This is a genomic window from Massilia psychrophila (assembly GCF_002760665.1).
In the GTDB taxonomy this organism is placed as follows: Bacteria; Pseudomonadota; Gammaproteobacteria; order Burkholderiales; family Burkholderiaceae_D; genus JAFCUW01.
Window position 1 is genome coordinate 155244 of record NZ_PDOB01000001.1, and the last position, 18965, is coordinate 174208.

Here is an 18965-nt window from a genome sequence, read left to right on the forward strand (position 1 = left end):
ACGATGGCTATCCGCGAAAATTTTACCTATACCGACATGGACTTGTGGCTCAATGAAAAACGGGTCACCGAAATCGAATGCCTGATCCCCGACCTGACCGGGGTCGCGCGCGGCAAGATCATGCCGCGCGCGAAATTCACCCAGGAGCGCGGCATGCGCATCCCCGAAGCGGTGCTCGGCATGACCGTCACCGGCAACTACCCGGTCGATGACGGGCCGTACGACCGCGCCATTTCGACCACCGACCGCGACATGATCCTGAAAGCCGACCCGACCACGATCACGATGGTGCCGTGGGCGGTCGACCCCACCGCGCAGGTGATCCACGACTGCTATTTTTCCGACGGCGCCATGGTCGACTTCGCACCGCGCACGGTACTGCGCCGCGTGCTCAAGCTGTACGCCGACAAGGGCTGGAAGCCAGTGGTGGCGCCCGAACTGGAGTTCTACCTGACGGCCAAGAACATCGATCCGGACCTGCCGCTGCGCGCGCCGGTCGGGCGCAGCGGGCGCGCCGAAACCAGCCGCCAGGTCTACAGCATCGACGCGGTCAATGAATTCGATCCGCTGTTCGAGGACATCTACGACTACTGCGAGCTGATGAATCTCGACGTCGACACGCTGATCCACGAGATCGGCGCCGGCCAGATGGAAATCAACTTCCTGCACGGCGACCCGTTGGGCCTGGCCGACAAAGTGTTCTTTTTCAAGCGCACCTTGCGCGAGGCGGCGTTGAAGCACGACATGTACGCCACCTTCATGGCCAAGCCGATGGCGGGCGAACCTGGCTCGGCGATGCACGTGCACCAGAGCGTGGTCGACATCAAGACCGGCCGCAACATCTTCAGCAGCGACGACGGTTCGGCAGCGCCGATCTTCAAGCACTACATCGGCGGGCTGCAGCGCTACATGCCGTCGGCCATGGCGATCGTCGCGCCATACGTCAATTCGTACCGCCGCATCGTGCGCCACACCGCCGCGCCGATCAACATCCAGTGGGGCATCGACAACCGCACGGTGGGCTTCCGGGTGCCCGAATCGGGAGTGCAGGACCGGCGTGTCGAGAACCGCATCATCGGCGCCGACGCCAATCCCTACTTGGCGCTGGCGGTGACGCTGGCCTGCGGTTACCTCGGCATGACCGAGCAGATCGAACCGACCCAAATGATGACGGGCAGCGCCTACGAAATGCCGTTCGAGCTGCCGCAGGGCCTGCCGGAGGCGCTGGCGCTGCTGCGCGGCGAAGACAAGCTGCGCACCGTGCTGGGCGACCGTTTCATCGACGTCTACGCCGCCATCAAGGACCTGGAGCACCAGGAATTCATGACCGTCATCAGCCCGTGGGAACGCGAGCATCTGCTGCTGCACGTGTAACCGAAAAACCGAGAGCACCACCATGGACATTACCAAGCAACTCGACAAGGTTCAGTTCGACACCCAGGCCATCCAGCAACTCGACTCGGCCCATTACCTCCATCCGTTCACCGACCACAATGCGCTGGCCGCGCGTGGCGCGCGCGTGATGGTCAAGGGCGACGGCATCTACCTGTGGGATTCGGACGGCCACAAGATCCTCGACGCCATGTCCGGGCTGTGGTGCGTGAACATCGGCTACGGGCGTACCAGCATGGCCGATGCGGTCTACAAGCAGATGCAAACGCTGCCGTTCTATAACAGCTTTTTCAACACCACCAACTTGCCGGCGGTGCAGCTGGCCGCGTTGCTGGTCGACGTCTCGCCGCCGCAGTTCAACCACGTCTTCTTCACCGGTTCCGGCTCGGAGGCGAACGACACCATCGTGCGGATGGTGCGGCGTTACTGGGAGCTGATGGGCCAGAGCGAGCGCCACGTCATCATCAGCCGCCACAACGCCTACCACGGCAGCACCATCGCCGGCGTCTCGCTGGGCGGCATGGCCGGCATGCACGCCCAGGGTGGCCCGATGGTGCCCGGCATCGTCCACATCGGCCAGCCGAGCTATCTCGAGGGCGGCAGCGGCATGACGCCTGACGAATTCGGCCTGGTCGCGGCCGGCTGGCTGGAAGAGCGCATCCGCGAACTCGGTCCCGACAACGTCGCCGCCTTCATCGGCGAGCCGGTACAGGGCGCCGGCGGCGTGATCATCCCGCCGCCGACCTATTGGCCCGAAATACAGCGCATCTGCGACAAGTACGGCATCTTGCTGATTGCCGACGAAGTAATCTGCGGCTTCGGCCGGCTCGGCGCCTGGTTCGGCTCAACCCTGTTGGGCATCAAGCCGGACCTGATCGCGTTCGCCAAGGGCGTCACCTCCGGCTACATTCCGCTCGGCGGCGTGCTGGTGGGCGACCGCGTGGCCGCCGTGCTGACGGAAAAGGGCGGCGACTTCAATCACGGGTTTACCTATTCCGGCCATCCGGTCGCTTGCGCCGCCGCGCTCGAGAATATCCGCATCCTGCGCGATGAACAACTGGTGGAAAAGGTGGCGCAGGATACCGGGCCGTACCTCAAGCAGAAGTTTACCGCCCTGGCTGACCATCCGCTGGTTGGCCACGCCGACAGCTGCGGCTTCGTCGCCGGCCTGAACCTGGTGCGCCGGAAGGGCGCGACCGTGCACGGCAACGAGGTGTTCGACGGCGACCTGGGGGTGGGCATGATCTGCCGCGGCTACATGTTCGAGCGCGGCATCATCATGCGCGCGGTGGGCGACCGGATGATCATCGCGCCGCCTCTGGTGACGACGCGCGAACAGATCGACGAAATGACAGGCAAGATCGGCGCGGCGCTGGACGACACGCTGGCGGAGCTGCGCCGGCGCGGGATTGCGGCTTAAGTTTCAGTGCCGGCCGCAGTTGCGGGCCATATTTGCCAAAAAGCAAATTTTGGCCGAATGTCTGTTACATTGCGGCTACTTAGCCCCGCAGCCGAATGATGAACCGCAGCCCCTTGACGATACTGGTAGTAGAAGACCATCCGACGATCGCACGCCAGATCGTGGATTTTTTGGACGGACTGAAGTGGCAGACCGACCATGCCGCCAGCGGCGCGCTCGCCATCGATCTGGCCACGCGCAACGCCTACGATGTCGTTCTGCTCGACCTGAATCTTCCCGACATGGACGGCCTCGATGTCTGCCGTGCGATCAAGGCGCGTGCACCGCGCAATGTGCCGGTGTTGATGCTCACTGCGCGCGATGCTTTCGAAGACAAGGCACGCGGCTTTCACGACGGCGCGGACGATTACCTGACCAAGCCGTTCGACCTGCGCGAGCTTGCCCTGCGTTGTGAAGCGCTGGCGCGACGCGGACAACTGCACGTCAGCCAGGAAATGCAGCTTGGCCCGCTGACGCTTTTGCTGCGCGAAAAGCGCACGCTCTACAACGGCGTACCGGTGCCGCTGACGCTGGCCGGTTTCAGGATCCTGCTCAAGATGTGCACCGTGTACCCGCACGCGCTATCCCGGTCCGCGCTGATGCACGAGTTGTGGGGTGCTAATCCGCCGGACAGCGACGCCCTCAAATCGCACATCTATGCGTTGCGCAAGCAACTGGAGCTGGCCAGCGCCCAAAAGTTGATCGTGACCATTCCCCAGCTCGGCTATCGGCTGGAACTGGGTGAGATCAACCGTGGCTAGGTCGATCCGGCATGGCCTGTTTGCCGCACTGGCCGGTTTCACCGTACTGATTTGCGTTTGCTATACCGGGCTGGCGTTGGTCATTTCCTACGTCACCGAAGACATGCTGATCGATCGCTTGCTGAAACGCGAAGCGGCGGCCATGACGGCGCATTTCCGCCTGCACGGCGACATCAGGCCGGCTGCCGATGAGATCATCCGTGCTTACCGCAGCGTCGAGGCGCTGCCGCCAATCGTGCGCGAACAGGTCGTCGCGGGCCGCGGACGTGCTGAAATCTTCACCGACACCGGCCAGCACTATCACCTGCGCTCGCTCGACCTGCCCGCACAGTCCGGTCCGCAACGTATTTACCTGCTGGCCGATGTCCGTCCGCTGCTGGTTGTGACGAAACTGTTCCAGGACGTCGGCGGCGTGCTGATCGCAGTTGCGCTGGGGTTGATCGCCCTGGCGCTGTTGCTGGCCTACCTGCTGTCGAAGCGGCTGGTTTCTCCGCTCCAGGTGCTGGCCAATGAAGTACGCGGTCTGTCGCAGAAAAGTACGATCGAATTGAGCGCCCGGCACCGCCCGGACGAAATCGGCTACCTGGCGAAAAAGCTCGGTACCACGATAGCCGAACTGCACTCTTCGCTGAACCGGGAGCATGCATTCACGCGTGACGTCAGCCATGAGTTGCGAACGCCGCTCACGGTCATGAACAATATCGTCGCACTGGCGCAAGCGCGTGCGCTGGACACCGACGACGTGGCGCAGCTGCAGGCCGGTCTGGATGAAATTGGTACTACCATCGATGTGCTGTTCGCCCTGGCGCGTGCCGAGCACATCGCACAGGAGACGTTCGATCTGCGCGGCTGTATCGAGGAAAGCCTGTTACGCCTGCTCGACAATGGCGACTGGGAAGGCGAACGCCTGGCGCTTGACCTGCCGGATCGGCTGGAGGTACTGGGAAACCGGCATTTGTCCATGCTGATCATCAATAACTGCGTGGGCAATGCCCTGTTCCATGGTGGGGCCAATTCACGCCTGCTACTGTCGTTCGCCGACGGCGTGCTTAGCCTGTGCAACACGGTCGATCCTGCCCGGACCGGCAGGATGCAGGGGTTTCTGCACGGCCAGCATCTGCTTCGGCGCATCGCCGAGACAATGCGCTGGAAAATCGGGTTTCATGCCGGCGCGACGGCGTATCGCGTCGAGATCGTGCCAATCCGCGCGCACTGAGATCAGCCGGAATTCACCCGCGTTTCACCGCCGGCTCGCCATCCTGTGTGCTCGTCCATTTTTTTGACTGCACGCAATGAAACTGCTGATCAGCTTCCTCATCCTCGCATGGGCATCCATGCCGGCATATGCGCAGGTCAAATCGCTGCGCGCTGTCGACGACCTTACTTCATGATCAACACTGTACAACTGCGCATGCCACGCCTGTGCCTCGCCTTGGCTTGTTTTCTGCTGAACACGCTCGTGTGCAGCGCTCACGCCAGCAACACCGGTCTGCCTTTGCAGTCTGTTTTCGAGCAAGCCTTGCCGCGTGCAGGACTTGCCGGTGCGCTCTGGAGTACGGTCGGCCCTGGTGGCGTCACCGCCACGGCAGCGGCGGGCCTGAAGAACGTCGCCACCGGCGAGCGCATGGCGGTAGACACCAGGGTGCATGTCGGATCGGTCGCCAAAACCTTGCTTGCGCTTGGCGTGTTGCGTCTCGTCACGGATAGCAAGTTGACGCTGGATACGCCAGTGGCCGCATTGCTGCCGGGCCTGGCATTCACCAATCCATGGCGTGGCGGCGATCCGGTGCGCGTACGCCATCTGCTGGCCCACACGTCAGGACTCGATAACATCCGTTTTTGGCAGATGTTCAGCCTGGAGCCGCGCCCGGATACGCCCCTGGCCGCTGGCTTTGCCGGCGATGCTTCGCTGTTGACGGTGCATGCGCGGCCAAGCAGTCGCTATGCGTATTCGAACATGAACTACGCGTTACTGGGCATGGTCATCGAGGCTGTCAGCGGCGAGCGCTACGAACGCTACCTGGATACCAAACTGCTGCGCCCGCTTGGCATGGCCGACAGCACGTTCGAGTTCGTCACGCAAGAAGGGCCGTTCGCCGACAAGCGCCTGGCCATGGGCCATTTTGAGCAAGGCGCGCCGCAGGCTGCCGTACCCATCTATTTGCGACCAGCCGGACAGTTCACGACGACGGCCGCCGACATGGCCCGCCTTGCGGTGATGCTGATGGGCGACGGCGCTGGCCTGGTGCGCGCCGACCTGATGCAACAGCTCGATCGCCCGGCCGGCACCGATGCGGCGTTGGCCGGTTTGACGGCCGGCCACGGTCTGGCGTTGGCAGTGCGCGACCGCCACGGTGCGATCGGTGCGTGCCACCCCGGCGGAACAGTCGGTTACGTGGCGATGTTATGCGTCTACCGACCGCAAAACAAGGCTTTTTTCATCGCCTTCAATGCCGACAGCGAAGGCGCCGACTATGAGCAATTCTACAAGCGCCTGATCGCTGACCTGGCGCTGTCACCGCAGGGCGTGCGGGCCAAGCCGGCCAACGTGGAAACGCCGCCCGTGGCGCCAATGGCAGACTGGCCGGGCTGGTATGTGCCGATGTCGTTCACCGTCTCGAGCCTCGCATGGACGGACGTCGTCTTTAATTTTCGGCGGCTCGACTGGGATGGCACACTGCTGCACCTGATTCCTTTTCAAGGCGCGTCCAAGGCGCTTTCCCCGGCTGGCGGATTGCTGTTTCAGACCAGCGACCGTATTGCGCCATCCCACGTGCTGATGCGCTCAGACGATGGCCGGCGCTTCATGAACGACGGTCTGCGCACCTACGAACAAGTGCCGTGGGGCCGCATGCTGTGGCTATGGGGAACCCTGGCGGCCGGCCTGGCTGGACTGGCGTATGTGCTGGTATGGGGACTATGGTGCTGCGTCATCCGTCGCCGGTCCGCAGCATCAACAACAGCAACAGCAACAACAGCGCCTGTGCTGACGATACCACTGGCGTCTATCCTTGCTCTGCTGCTGCCCGTGCCCTTTTTTTACACGCAGTCCTTTCTTCAACTGGGCGATCGCACGGCAGCGAGTTTGCTGCTGGCGGCAGCGACAGGCTTGCTGCCGTTTGCCATGGCCTGGGGGCTGTGGCGAGCACGACAGCGAGGACACACCAGCGATCGCATCGCCTTGGCCGCCGTACTGCAGTTGCTGGCCGTCCTGGCAGCGTGGGGCCTGGTGCCGTTTCGGCTATGGCAATAGCACCTGGTCGGACGACACGATCCGCACATCGTGCATCTGGTTCAAATAAGCGTCGAGATATCCTTTGTGCGAGGCGCCGACGATGACCAGCGTGCGGCGGCCCGGCAGGTTGCCGATGGTTTCCCGGATGTTCGACGCCATGCGCAGGTTGCGCGTCTCCCAATAGGCGACATAGCCGCGGCCAAATTGTTGCGGGGAGCCTTCTTCGAGGGCCGCGCCGAAGTCGCTGTCGTAGACGAGCCTGGCCTGTGACGGCACGTTGAGGGCGCGATACAGCGCCATGACGCCTTCCGCATCGGCAAGACGGGGTTGCAGCTGCGCGTCTACCTGTTTGCGCTTGGCGGTGGCGGGATTGTCCCAGGCTTGTTGAATGGCGTCACCGGACGCTTTGCGCGCCGTGTCGGACGCATCCGGCGTATCTGCCGTATGGTCGTCCATGCCGTAGACGCGCTCGAGCCCCAGCGCCGCCGCCAGTGGCGCGGCGATCGACGCGTCTTCACTGCGCTCGCTGCGCAACTTGTCGAGCGTTGCGACAAGGGTGGCATCGAGGCCGTCGCCGGCATGCCGCTCCGTGTCGGGCAGGCGCAGCCACTGCACCAGCGCCGAGATCCGTTCGCCGCCGGCGAGGAACACGCTAGCGAGGTGGCGCCGCTGGGATGGCGTCGGGGCGGCGGGCCAGCTGGCGAGCAGCCGGTCGATTTCAAAGGTCGCGGCCGACACGTCGAGGCCGGTGGCGACACGCGCCGGCGCCGGATCCCAGCAATACGTCCGCACCGTCTCCTTGTAGCGATGCGGGTACTGGCGCATGAAGGCGCACTGCGGACCGGACAGCTTCTCGATGACGATGATCCCGGGCTTCCAGGCAAGCAGGCGCTGGTTCAGGATTCGCAGGCCGGCGCTTTGGAAGGTAGCCGGCAGCTGCGCCAGGTGGGCCGTACCGAGGACCAGCACCTCGTTCGGCAAGCCCTTCGCCGGTCCCTTCAGTTTGCCGGGGTCGAAGATTGCCGCACTTTGCTGGGCGCTTGCGCTTGCGGCGCACAGCATGGCGGCCATGGCCAGGCCAGTTACTCGTTGCAGCATTTGATTGTTTCCTCTCATGATGGGTCGACGAGCACGCCAGTGGACGTGGTTCGGCGTAGAAAGGCTACTGTAGGCGTATGCGGCAGTTCACGATGGGAGCGTGCGACAGGATGCGTGTTTGGTGGAATGAAACGCTGTTGGCATTGCCGTGATGAAAAGCTCAGGCCGCCTGTTCGTGGCAAACCATGTTGTCCGGCGCTTTTGCGAGCGCCGCTCAGGCTTTGGCGCCGACGGCGCCGTGCTGACGCGGCTGGGGGCGGTTCTTCATGACCTGCGGCAGCAGCGATCCGAGCACCATGCCGGCGAACGCGGCGATCAGTCCGGCCAGCTGGCCAGGGAATATTGTGCCCAGGTTCGTCAACTGCGGAAAAAACAGCAGCCAGGTGCCAATGCCGGCTGCCAGCGACAGCACCGCGCCCTGGGTGCTGGCGCGCTGCCAGTACAGGCCCAGCACCAGCGGCACGAAGGCGCCGACCAGCGTGACCTGATAGGCCGACGACACCAGTTCGTAGATCGGGGTGCCTTTCATGGCGATTGCGTAGCTCAGCACCAGGGCGGCGAACACCACGATTGAGCAGCGCATCGCGAACAGCCGCTGGCGGTCGTTCATGCCCGGGCGCAGGTGCTCGAGAATGTTTTCGACGAAGCTCGTCGATGGCGCCAGCAAGGTCGCCGACGTGGTGCTCTTGATGGCCGAGAGCAGCGCGCCGAAGAACAGGATCTGCATCGCCAGCGGCATCTTGGTCAGGACAAAAGTAGGCAGTAAGCGCTGATAGTCGTTTTTGGCGAGGTCGAGCGCGTTCTGGCCCATGACGATGACGGCGCAGGCGACGATAAACATCGGCACGAAGGCGAACAGGATGTAGCTGACGCCGCCGATGATGGCGCCGGCCCGCGCGGTGGGCGCGTTCTTGGCCGACATCACGCGCTGGTAGATATCCTGCTGCGGGATGCTGCCGAACATAATGGTGACCGCGGCGCCGATAAAAAAAGCGATATCGGTAAAGGTCGGCGGCGGCAAAAATTTCCACAAGTCGGCCTGGCCCGCCATTGCCATCACCGGGGCTACCCCGCCGGCCAGGTCGGCGCTAAACCAGGCGATGACGGACAGGCCGATCACCAGCACGATCATCTGGATGAAATCGGTGATCGCCACCGCCAGAAAACCGCCGGCGACGACGTAGACCAGCACCGCCAGGGTGCCGACGATCATGCCGGCCGTTTCCGACATGGCGCCGTCGGTGAGCACCGAGAACACCAGGCCGAGGGCAGTGATCTGCGCCGCGACCCAGCCGAGGTAGGACAGGATAATCGCCGTCGAGCAAAAGATCTCGACACCTTTGCCGTAGCGCTCGCGGTAATAGTCGCCGATCGTCATGAGGTTGAGCCGGTACAACTTGGCGGCGAAAAATACGCCGACCAGGATCAGGCAGGTGCCGGCGCCGAACGGGTCTTCCACCACCGCGTTCAGACCGCCTTGCAAGAATTTGGCGGGAATGCCCATCACCGTCTCGGCGCCGAACCAGGTGGCAAAGGTGGTGGTGACGACCATGATCAAGGGCAGGCTGCGGCCGGCCACCGCGAAGTCGCTGGTGTTCTTGATGCGGGTACCGGCCCAGACGCCGAGGGCGAGGGTCGCGACCAGATACAGGACAACAGACGTAATCAGTATGGTATTCATGGTTTCCTGCGCGCTCGTCGGGGAGATGTTCAACCCGGAAAATCCGCCGATTATAGCGGTAGAACGCCGCTGTGGCGATATTGTCATGTTTCAGCGGCTTGTGGGTTTGGGGGCAATCTTGCGTCGGCTTCGCCGCCTTGCCCGCTTGAATTTGCAAATTTTGGGACGGGGCTATAATTTTTACTCCACGATGCGCGCAATCAGACGCTGATGCATCGATGGCAGCGCCTGGCCGAACACCTCAGTCCGCTGATCGGCGAGACCGGATTTTGCGCGCTGTAGGGGCGGGCGATTCGGCTGGTGGTTCCTCTCTTCGACTGGCTGCGGGCAGCCCAGCCGGGCAACAGCGCCGCGCAGTCGTTCACCGCGCTCACCGGCATCTACAACACCGTTCACAGCGTGGCCGACGTGCCGGCGTTTGTCCAGCAACCTGGCACCAGTTGCCATGTATGTCAAAAAAGGCACCTCGCGCCTGCGCATCACCGACGCCGGCCTCGAGATCGATGCCAGCCTTGCCAGGGTCGATGGCCTGCTGAGCGGCCATCCGTCACCTGCGATGTCCAGATAAAAGACAAACGATGAAAACGCCACTGGATCCACAGCAGGGCTCGATGCAGCGTTCTCTCGCCGACAGGGAACTCGGCGGCGACGACGTGCTCCGGCGCCTGCCAGGCCGACGACCGCGCCCGCTTCGACTATTATTTCGTCGCGTTTGTCGCTGCTGGCGGCAAACGCGACGAAGGACAATGACCAATAACGAGGAATCGGCACAAGCGGGCGGAGTAGAATAAGTTCATTCTCGCTGCGACGGCGAAGTTTTTTAGGAGATGAAGATGGCAGCAACCCAGTGGCATGAACGCGCATCGGCGCTCGAAATCGACGGCCGCGCCTTCATCAACGGCCAGCGCACCTGGGCGGCCTCGGAACAGACTTTCGACGACCACTCGCCGATCGACGGCCGACTGCTGGCGAAGGTGGCGCGTGGCGGCGTGGCCGACATCGACGCTGCCGTGGCGGCGGCGCGCGCCGCTTTCGAAGACCGGCGCTGGGCCGGCAAATCGCCGGCCGCACGCAAGCGCACGCTCATCAAATTTGCCGACCTGATCCTGAAAAACACGGCCGAGCTGGCGCTGCTCGAAACGCTCGACATGGGCAAGCCGATCAAGTACAGCCAGAGCGTCGACGTGGCGTCGTGCGCCAACTGCATCCGCTGGTACGGCGAGGCGATCGACAAAATCTACGACGAGATCGCGCCAACCGGCGACGCCAGCCTGGCGTTGATTACGCGCGAACCGGTCGGCGTGGTGGGCGCCATCGTGCCGTGGAATTACCCGTTGATCATGACGGCCTGGAAGATCGCCCCGGCCCTGGCCGCCGGCAACAGCGTGGTTCTGAAACCGTCTGAAAAATCGCCGCTATCGGCGCTCAAGCTGGCCGAGATCGCGCTCGAGGCAGGCATTCCCGCCGGCGTGTTCAACGTCGTGCCCGGTTTCGGCATCGACGCCGGCGCCGCGCTGGCGCTGCACATGGACGTCGACTGCATCGCCTTTACCGGCTCGACCCCGGTCGGCAAAAAAATCATGCAGATGGCCGGCCAGTCGAACCTGAAGCGCGCCTGGACCGAGCTGGGCGGCAAGTCTGCCAACATCGTCTGCGCCGACTGCCCGGACCTGGATGCGGCGGTGAGCGCGGCGATCGGCTCGATCTATTTCAACCAGGGCGAAAGCTGCAATGCGCCGTCGCGCCTGTTTGTCGAAGAATCGATCAGGGAGCAATTTCTCGACAAGGCGCTGGCGATGATGCCGCGCTTCCAGCCGGGCGATCCGCTCGACGAAGCGACCGTGATGGGCGCCATTGTCGACGCCACGCAAATGAAAACGGTGATGGGCTACATCGCGGCCGGCAAGGCGGCCGGCGCCAGGCTGGTGGCGGGTGGTGAGGCGGCCAGGCTCGACAGCGGCGGCTTCTACATCGCGCCGACGCTGTTCGACGGCGTCGACGGTTCGATGAGCATCGCCAACGAAGAAATTTTCGGGCCGGTGCTGTCGGTCCTCAGCTTCACCGATATCAAGGACGCGATTCGCCAGGCCAATTCGACGCCGTACGGCCTGCAGGCGGCGGTATGGACGCGCGATTTGACGAAGGCGATCCAGACCGCGCGGGCGCTGCGCGCCGGCACCGTCCACGTCAACCAGTACGACAGCGACGACATGACGGTGCCGTTCGGCGGCGTCAAGCAGTCCGGCAACGGCCGCGACAAGTCGCTGCACGCGATCGACAAGTACACCGAGCTGAAGACGACCTGGATCCAGATCGGGTAGCCGGGAACACCGGGAACCCCGGCACACCAAAACCACGTCATCCTCGCGAATGCGGGGACCCATGCTGAGCATGCTTGACAGACATGGCGCGCTCACTATGGCTCTGGGTACGCGCGAGGATGACGGTCTTTCGGTTGGCTTGATATATTGCCGCCCATACGGCGCGTACGATCGACATAGCCGAATCATGTGCGACTTCAGTCAGGCTTCGGCGCGCTTGGTGAATCAACGCGGATCGCGGTCGCGGCGCAAGCCGGCTGCTGTCCAAGTGCCGCCCTATTCGATTGTTGCAGGGTCGTGGCGAACGAGCTCGTATTGCGCACCAACGCCCAGTTTCGACTCCATCGCGCGTCCGGCGCGGCCGGTTTTGGCCACGCGCGGCTGTCGCGCCAGGCCCGCAATTGTTCGCGTATGGCCGAATCCGGCCACAGCGCGATGAAAATGCGGGCGAAGTCGTCAGCGTGGGTCATGGCGGAACCCCCTCGTTCAGCCTTAGAAGCAGTGCTCCAGTGCCGGGAAGCTGCGGTCGGTGACGGCATTCACGTACGCGGTCACGGCGCCCTCGATGGTCGTCACTTCGCCATCCATGAAATTTTTGACGAAGCGCGCCTTGCGGCCCGGGAACACGCCCAGCATGTCGTGCATCACCAGCACCTGGCCGGAGCAATCGGGACCTGCGCCGATGCCGATCGTCGGCATCGTCAGCGAATCGGTGGTTTCCTTGCCGAGGGCGGCCGGAATCGCCTCCAACACCAGCAGCGAGGCGCCGGCTTGCTGCAGCAGCAGCGCGTCGGCCTTGAGCTGCTCGGCGCTTTCGAGCGTCTTGCCCTGCACCTTGTAGCCGCCCAGCTGGTGTACCGACTGCGGCGTCAGGCCGAGGTGGGCGCACACCGGCACCGCGCGCTCGGTGAGGAATTTGACGGTGTCGGCCAGCCAGGCGCCGCCTTCGAGCTTGACCATGTGGGCGCCCGCCTGCATCAGCTTGACGGCGTTGTCGAACGCCGCCTCGCGGGTAGCGTAGGCGCCGAACGGCAGGTCGGCGACGATCATCGCGCTTTTGCTGCCGCGCGCTACCGCGGCGGTGTGGTACGCCACTTCCGCTACCGTGACGGGCAAGGTCGACTGGTGGCCGTTGCAGACCATGCCGAGCGAATCGCCGATCAGCAGGATGTGAACGCCGCAGCGGTCCATCAGCGACGCGAAGCTGGCGTCGTAGCAGGTCAGCATGACGATCGGGTTGCCTGCCGCGCGCATGGCGTTCAGCGCCGGGATCGTCACCGCTTTCGGCGCCACCTGCTTGGCCGGCGCGGCCACTTCCGTGCTGGCGCCGGTCATCTCTTTACCCTGCAAATAAGAACTCATTGGTTGTCCTGAAAGTTGAAAATAGAGCGCAACGTTAGTGTAATGCGAGTCAGTCAATCTTGCTGATTGCCTGGCCGGCCACGGCGCTCAACAACCGGTGCGCCGGGCCGCGGCCGGGCACCTCGATGCCGGGCGCGATTTCGAGCAGCGGCGCCAGCACGAAGGCGCGCTCGTGCATGCGCGGGTGCGGCACGCGCAGCGCCGGTAAATCGATCAGTTCGTCGCCGTACAGCAGGATGTCGAGGTCGAGCGTGCGCGGCGCGTTGCGGTACGGCCGTTCGCGCCCGTGCGCAAGTTCAATGGCGTGCAGCGCGGCCAACAGGTCGCTGGCAGCCAGTTGCGTGTCGATGCAGGCCACGGCGTTGACGTAATCGTCGCCCGACGATTCGAGCGGCGCGCTGCGGTAGTGAGATGAGCGCAGCAGCAGCGTCGTTGCCGGCAGCGCGGCAAGGCGCGCCAGCGCATCGTCGACGTTGGCCCGGGCGTCGCCCAGGTTGGCGCCGATGCCGATGTAGGCGATTGTTGTTCGCTTCCTATTCACGCGTCACTCGTCGCTCGTGGTTCCGCTCACGGCCGCGCCATCGATGTCGCCCTTGCGCGCGGCGCGGCGCGGGGCGCGCTTGCGTTTTGCCGCAGCCGGGGCAACCCGCTCGCTGGTGAGCAGGTCTTCGCGCTCACTGGCGTCGGCGTCATAGAACGCGGTCCACCATTCGCCCAGCTCCATGTCGATTTCGCCGGACTCGCAGCGCAGCAGCAGGAAGTCGTAGCCGGCGCGAAAGCGCACGTGCTCGAGCAGCTTGTACGGCGCCTTGCCGCTGCGCCGCTCGAAGCGCGGCTGCATCGACCAGATGTCGCGCATGTCGGAAGCGATCTTGCGCTGCAGCGCCAGCTGTTCGGTCTGCGAATCGAGCACGTCGTCGGCGGCCAGGTGCAGCGCCGGGATGGGCGATTCGCCGGCGGCGCGGTAGGCAGTCCATTTTTCCACCACCTGGTGCCACAGCAGCGAGGCAAACAGGAAGCCGGGGGAGACGCCCTTGCCGGCCCTGACCCGCTCGTCCGTCGACCCCAAAGCCAGGGTCACGAACTTCATGCCGATCGGCTGCTCGAGCACGACGTCGAGCAGCGGCAGCAGGCCGTGGTGCAGGCCTTCCTTGCGCAGTTGCTGCAGGCAGGCCAGCGCATGGCCGCTCATGAGCAGCTTGAGCATCTCGTCGAATACGCGGGCGGCCGGCACGTTGTCGATCAGCGGCGCCATCACCGCGATCGGCGCGCGCGTTGTCGGCTCGATGGTAAATTGCAGCCGCGCCGCGAAGCGCACCACGCGCAGCATGCGCACCGGGTCTTCGCGGTAGCGCGCTTCGGGCTGGCCGATGATGCGCAATGTCTTGTCGCGGATGTCGGCGATGCCGCCGTGGTAGTCGAGCACCATCTGGGTGGCCGGGTCGTAGTACATGGCGTTGATGGTGAAGTCGCGCCGCATCGCGTCTTCGTGCTGCGGCCCGAAGCTGTTGTCGCGCAGGACGCGCCCGTGTTCATCCTTGGGCGCGTTGGCTTCGCCGGCGCCGCGAAACGTGGTCACCTCGAGCAGGTCCTGGCCGAACATCACGTGGACGATCTGGAAGCGCCGGCCGATGATGAAGGCGCGCCGGAACAGCCGCTTGACCTGATCGGGCGTGGCGTCGGTGGCGATGTCGAAGTCTTTCGGCTTGACCCCCAGCAGCAGGTCGCGCACCGCGCCGCCGACCACAAAAGCCTTGAAGCCGGCTTCCTGCAGCGAGGACGTGACGCGGATCGCGTTCGACGACACCAGTTTCGGATCGATGCCGTGTTCGGCCGGCCCGAGGACGATCGGTTCGGCCGGGTCGCGCGCTGGCTTGTCTTTGACGCCGAGGATCTTGCGGATGAATTTTTTAATCATTGAATAGATAAAGTGAGGGCCAGCCAAAGTTCGTAGCGTGGGTTGCCAGCGTGGCATCGGGATTGGTTGCAACAGGGTGGGTGACGACGGACAGCAGGGGAATATCGTTGTGCGAATCGCTGTAGAAATGGCTGCTCTCGAACGCGGCGAGCGGCTTGCCGATTTTTTCCAGCCAGGCGTGGGTGTGGGTGACCTTGCCGGCGCCGGACGTGGGGATGCCGAGCAGCTTGCCGGTCAGGTTACCGTGCGCGTCTTCCTCGGGCATGGCGGCGATCAGGTGCTCCACGCCCAGCGCGGCGGCAATCGGCGCGGTGACGAAGCGGTTGGTGGCGGTGATGATCACCACCAGGTCGCCGCTATCGGCATGCTGTTGCAGCAACGCGCGCGCGGCCGGCAAAATCGACGGCTCGATCACCTCAAGCATGAACTGGCAGTGCATCGCATCGAGCTGGGGCCGTGTAAAACGCGCCAGCGTGCCGAGCGCGAACTCGAGGTATTCGACCGGGTCGAGCGTGCCGGCCTGGTACTGGGCAAAAAAATCGTCGTTGGCGCGCTTGAAGGCTTTCGGCTCGACGGCGCCGGTGCGCACCAGGAACTGGCCCCACTCGTAGTCGGAGTCGAGCGGCAGCAGCGTGTGGTCGAGGTCAAACAGGGCCAGTTTGTTCATGGTGTGCGGTTCATGGTTTAAGTTCGCCTTCGACCTTGGCCTGCTGCAGCAGGTCGCGTAGCAGCGGCAAGGTCACCGGGCGCTGGGTTTCGAGGGAATACTGATCGAGTGCGTCCAGCATCGTCGACAGGGAGCGCATGTCGCGCCGAAAATGGGACAGCAGGTAGGGTAACACGCTGGCCGACAGCGTCAAACCGCGGGCGTCGGCCGCATGCGTCAGGGCGGCGATCTTCTCGTCGTCGGACAGGCCGTGGATCTGGTACACCAGGCCCCAGCCCATGCGCGTGCGCAGGTCTTCGCGCACCGGCAGCACCGCGGGCGGCACCGGGCCGGTCGACACCATGTAGGCGCCATGCTCGCGGATCTGGTTGAACAGCGCGAACGCCTCGATCTGGGCCTCGGGCGATAGCTGCCCGCAGTCGTCGAGCAGGTACAGGCTGACGTCGGGCGAATAGGTGAAGGCGCCCTCCAACGCGCAGGCGCCAATGTAGCGCGAAGCGGGGGTGGCGGCCAGCGCGTGCAGCAGGTGGGTTTTGCCGGCGGCGGTCTCGCCCCACAGGTAGGCGAAGTGTTCGCGCGAGCTGCGAGAGGCGAACTGATGCATCAGATGCGCCAGTTCGGCGTTCTGTCCGACCTCGAAGCTGTCGAGGCTTTGCGCCTGGTCTGCGCCCAAATCGAGCACCAGCTGTTTCATGGCGATCGTTTCAAAGGGTTAGTCTCATACAAGTTTGCTGGCATGTGCTGTGTGTACATCAGGCATTATAGAAGCTGCTGCGCAGATAGTGGTGGCGCAAGTGGCGAAACGCCACCATCAACACGGCCGAGGCGGGCAGCGCGAGCAGCACGCCGACGAAGCCGAACAGCTGACCGAAGGCGAGCAGGGCAAAGATGACGGCCAGCGGATTCAAGCCGATGCGCTCGCCCACCAGGCGCGGCGTCAGGAAAAAGCCCTCGATGAGCTGGCCGGCGCCATAGATCACGGCCACCGCGACCAGGCCGCTCCAGTCGGCGAACTGCAGCACCGCGGCGACCAGGGCCAAAATCAACCCGATCCCGAAGCCGAGGTAGGGGATGAACACCAGCAGGCCGGTAAGGATGCCGACCGGTAGCGCGACGTCGAAGCCGGCGATCGTCAGGCCGACCGAGTAATACGCCGCCAGCACCAGCATGACCAGCAATTGGCCGCGCAGGTACTGGGCCAGCAGGATGTTGACTTCCTGCGCCATGGCGAGGGTCTGCGCCACCCAGCGGCGCGGCACGGCGCCGCTGATCCGGTCGAGCATCTTGTGCCAGTCGAGCAGCAAGTAAAACAGCGCTACGGGAATCAGGATCAAGGTCACGATCCAGCCGAGCACGCGGGTGCCGCCGATGCGCGCCGACGACAGCAGGGTGGTCCAAAGCTGGTCGACGTCGCCGCTGGCGAACTGCTGGGTCAGCAGGCCGCGAAGGCCGGTGCCGTCGAGCTTGACCTTGATGCCGATGGCCGCCAGCCGCGGCGACAGCTGCTGGTCGAGGCGGACCAGGAAAGCGGGAATGTGTTCGAGCAGCAGCGGGATTTCGATTTCCAGCACCGGGATGACGATCAGCGCCAGTGCGCTGACGGCCGACAGGAACACCAGCATCACCAGCACCACCGCCAGCGCGCGCGGTACCAGGAGCCGGCCGATGCGGCGCTGGGCGAGGTAATCGACGCCGCCGTTGAGTGCGTAGGCGAGGATGGCGGCGGCGATGAACGGGGTCAGTACCGGTCCCAGCGCATACAACAGCACCACGAACGCGAGCCATACACCCAGCCAAAACCCCGTTTGCTTCTGTTCCGGCGTGAAAGAAAATGGCATGTATTGGTGGTCTGTTTTGGTTAATTGTGTGGTGGACGGGCCGTTTTGATAAAATAGCGAATTGACCTTTGCGATCGCCTCGCGCGTGCAATTGTTCTGCCGCCTTCTATTTTACCGCCTTCGCTGCCAAAACCACCATGAGCCAACCTTCAAATGTTTCACTTTCCTACCGCGATGCCGGTGTCGATATCGATGCGGGCGATGCCCTGGTGGAGGCGATCAAGCCGCTGGCCAAACGCACCATGCGCGAAGGCGTGTTGAAAGGGATCGGCGGTTTCGGCGCCCTGTTCGAGATCAGTAAAAAATTCAAGGAGCCGGTGCTGGTGTCGGGTACCGACGGCGTCGGCACCAAGCTTAAACTCGCGTTCGAACTGAACCGGCACGACACGGTCGGCATCGACCTGGTCGCCATGAGCGTCAACGACATCCTGGTGCAGGGCGCCGAGCCGCTGTTCTTCCTCGACTATTTTGCCTGCGGCAAGCTCGACGTGCCGACCGCCACCGCTGTCATAGGCGGCATCGCCAAAGGCTGCGAGCAGGCCGGTTGCGCCCTGATCGGCGGCGAAACGGCCGAAATGCCGAGCATGTACCCGGCCGGCGAATACGATCTTGCCGGGTTTGCCGTCGGCGCGGTGGAAAAGTCGAAGATCATCGACGGCACCCGGATTGCCGCCGGCGACGTCGTGCTCGGCCTGGCTTCGTCAGGCGTGCACTCGAACGGTTATTCGCTGGTGCGCAAGATCATCGAAGTGGCCAAGCCCGACCTCGACGGCGACTTCCACGGCCGCAAACTGGCCGACGTGCTGATGGAGCCGACCCGCATCTACGTCAAGCCGCTGCTGGCGCTGATGGAGACGATCGACGTCAAGGGCATGGTCCACATCACCGGCGGCGGCCTGGTCGAGAACATCCCGCGCGTGCTGCAGCCGCACCTGACGGCGCTGCTCGATTCCACCGCATGGACAATGCCGCCGCTGTTCCACTGGCTGCAGCAGCACGGCGGCGTGGCCGACGCCGAGATGCACCGCGTGTTCAACTGCGGCATCGGCATGATCGTCATCGTCGCGCCAGAACAGGCCGACGCCGCCTTTGCGCAGCTGAGCGCGGCCGGCGAGACCGTGTTCCGGGTCGGCGCCATCCGCGCGCGCGCTGGCGACGAACACCAGACGATCGTCATCTGAAGATCGTCAACTGACGGGCGCCGCCAGAGCGCGCCCGATTAACTCTCGCCGG

General features: G+C 64.1%; 18 protein-coding genes. 8 read left to right on the forward strand and 10 right to left on the reverse strand.

Going from position 1 to position 18965, the window contains the following annotated elements; all coding sequences use genetic code 11:
• Positions 1–3: 3 nt before the first annotated feature.
• The 5 genes from CR103_RS00715 to CR103_RS00735 all read left to right on the forward strand — a co-directional run bounded on the left by CR103_RS00715 (position 4) and on the right by CR103_RS00735 (position 6865).
• Positions 4–1374, forward strand: a complete 1371-nt coding sequence (locus CR103_RS00715) for a glutamine synthetase family protein (RefSeq protein WP_099914090.1) — start codon at positions 4–6, stop codon at positions 1372–1374.
• Positions 1375–1396: 22 nt separating this feature from the next.
• Positions 1397–2812, forward strand: a complete 1416-nt coding sequence (locus tag CR103_RS00720; protein WP_099914091.1) for an aspartate aminotransferase family protein — start codon at positions 1397–1399, stop codon at positions 2810–2812.
• Positions 2813–2907: 95 nt separating this feature from the next.
• Positions 2908–3612, forward strand: coding sequence for a response regulator transcription factor (locus CR103_RS00725; protein WP_229442579.1), 705 nt, complete (start codon positions 2908–2910; stop codon positions 3610–3612).
• A gap of 142 nt (positions 3613–3754) precedes the next feature.
• Entirely contained in the window at positions 3755–4828 is a 1074-nt protein-coding gene (locus CR103_RS00730) for a sensor histidine kinase (RefSeq protein ID WP_229442581.1), read from the forward strand.
• Positions 4829–4936: 108 nt separating this feature from the next.
• Entirely contained in the window at positions 4937–6865 is a 1929-nt protein-coding gene (locus CR103_RS00735; protein WP_099914093.1) for a serine hydrolase domain-containing protein, read from the forward strand.
• Here the strand turns inward: CR103_RS00735 and CR103_RS00740 are convergent.
• The 3 genes from CR103_RS00740 to CR103_RS00750 form a co-directional block, all read right to left on the reverse strand.
• Complete coding sequence (locus CR103_RS00740) at positions 6854–7945, reverse strand: DUF5694 domain-containing protein (protein WP_099914094.1); 1092 nt, start codon at positions 7943–7945, stop codon at positions 6854–6856. The two genes, CR103_RS00735 and CR103_RS00740, sit on opposite strands and share 12 nt — an antisense overlap.
• Positions 7946–8159: 214 nt before the next feature.
• Positions 8160–9626, reverse strand: coding sequence for a high affinity choline transporter 1 (locus tag CR103_RS00745; protein ID WP_180279229.1), 1467 nt, complete (start codon positions 9624–9626; stop codon positions 8160–8162).
• Positions 9627–9806: 180 nt separating this feature from the next.
• Entirely contained in the window at positions 9807–10055 is a 249-nt protein-coding gene (locus tag CR103_RS00750; RefSeq protein WP_188827279.1) for a hypothetical protein, read from the reverse strand.
• Between the two features lie 16 nt (positions 10056–10071).
• On the opposite strand from CR103_RS00750, the gene CR103_RS23790 reads away from it, so the two are divergent.
• Both CR103_RS23790 and CR103_RS00755 read left to right on the forward strand, forming a co-directional pair.
• Positions 10072–10194: a hypothetical protein gene (locus CR103_RS23790; protein WP_267873955.1), complete on the forward strand. Its 123-nt coding sequence runs from the start codon at positions 10072–10074 to the stop codon at positions 10192–10194.
• Positions 10195–10459: 265 nt separating this feature from the next.
• The gene (locus CR103_RS00755; protein WP_099914304.1) at positions 10460–11947 is read left to right on the forward strand and encodes an aldehyde dehydrogenase; all 1488 of its coding nucleotides are present in this window, start codon (positions 10460–10462) and stop codon (positions 11945–11947) included.
• A gap of 197 nt (positions 11948–12144) precedes the next feature.
• Here CR103_RS00755 and CR103_RS21885 read toward each other — a convergent pair whose 3' ends face one another.
• Genes CR103_RS21885 through CR103_RS00785 form a run of 7 tightly spaced genes read right to left on the reverse strand, consistent with a single transcriptional unit; the run spans position 12145 to position 17732 of the window.
• On the reverse strand, positions 12145–12417 hold the full coding sequence (locus CR103_RS21885) for a hypothetical protein (RefSeq protein WP_143752486.1): 273 nt from the start codon (positions 12415–12417) through the stop codon (positions 12145–12147).
• 22 nt (positions 12418–12439) lie between these two features.
• The gene (gene panB, locus CR103_RS00760; RefSeq protein ID WP_180279230.1) at positions 12440–13309 is read right to left on the reverse strand and encodes a 3-methyl-2-oxobutanoate hydroxymethyltransferase; all 870 of its coding nucleotides are present in this window, start codon (positions 13307–13309) and stop codon (positions 12440–12442) included.
• A 49-nt stretch (positions 13310–13358) separates the two neighbouring features.
• Complete coding sequence (gene folK / locus CR103_RS00765; RefSeq protein ID WP_099914097.1) at positions 13359–13850, reverse strand: 2-amino-4-hydroxy-6-hydroxymethyldihydropteridine diphosphokinase; 492 nt, start codon at positions 13848–13850, stop codon at positions 13359–13361.
• Positions 13851–13853: 3 nt separating this feature from the next.
• Complete coding sequence (gene pcnB / locus CR103_RS00770) at positions 13854–15227, reverse strand: polynucleotide adenylyltransferase PcnB (protein WP_099914098.1); 1374 nt, start codon at positions 15225–15227, stop codon at positions 13854–13856.
• Positions 15220–15894, reverse strand: coding sequence for a histidinol-phosphatase (locus CR103_RS00775; protein WP_099914099.1), 675 nt, complete (start codon positions 15892–15894; stop codon positions 15220–15222). The genes pcnB and CR103_RS00775 overlap by 8 nt, the downstream gene beginning before the upstream one ends.
• 10 nt (positions 15895–15904) lie before the next feature.
• Complete coding sequence (gene hda / locus CR103_RS00780) at positions 15905–16588, reverse strand: DnaA regulatory inactivator Hda (RefSeq protein WP_099914100.1); 684 nt, start codon at positions 16586–16588, stop codon at positions 15905–15907.
• A 58-nt stretch (positions 16589–16646) separates the two neighbouring features.
• The gene (locus tag CR103_RS00785) at positions 16647–17732 is read right to left on the reverse strand and encodes an AI-2E family transporter (protein WP_099914101.1); all 1086 of its coding nucleotides are present in this window, start codon (positions 17730–17732) and stop codon (positions 16647–16649) included.
• Positions 17733–17869: 137 nt separating this feature from the next.
• Here CR103_RS00785 and purM point away from each other — a divergent pair, with 137 nt between their 5' ends.
• Positions 17870–18913 carry a phosphoribosylformylglycinamidine cyclo-ligase gene (purM, locus tag CR103_RS00790; protein ID WP_099914102.1) on the forward strand — a complete coding sequence of 348 codons (1044 nt, stop codon included), beginning with the start codon at positions 17870–17872 and terminating at the stop codon, positions 18911–18913.
• The last annotated feature ends 52 nt before the right edge of the window (positions 18914–18965 follow it).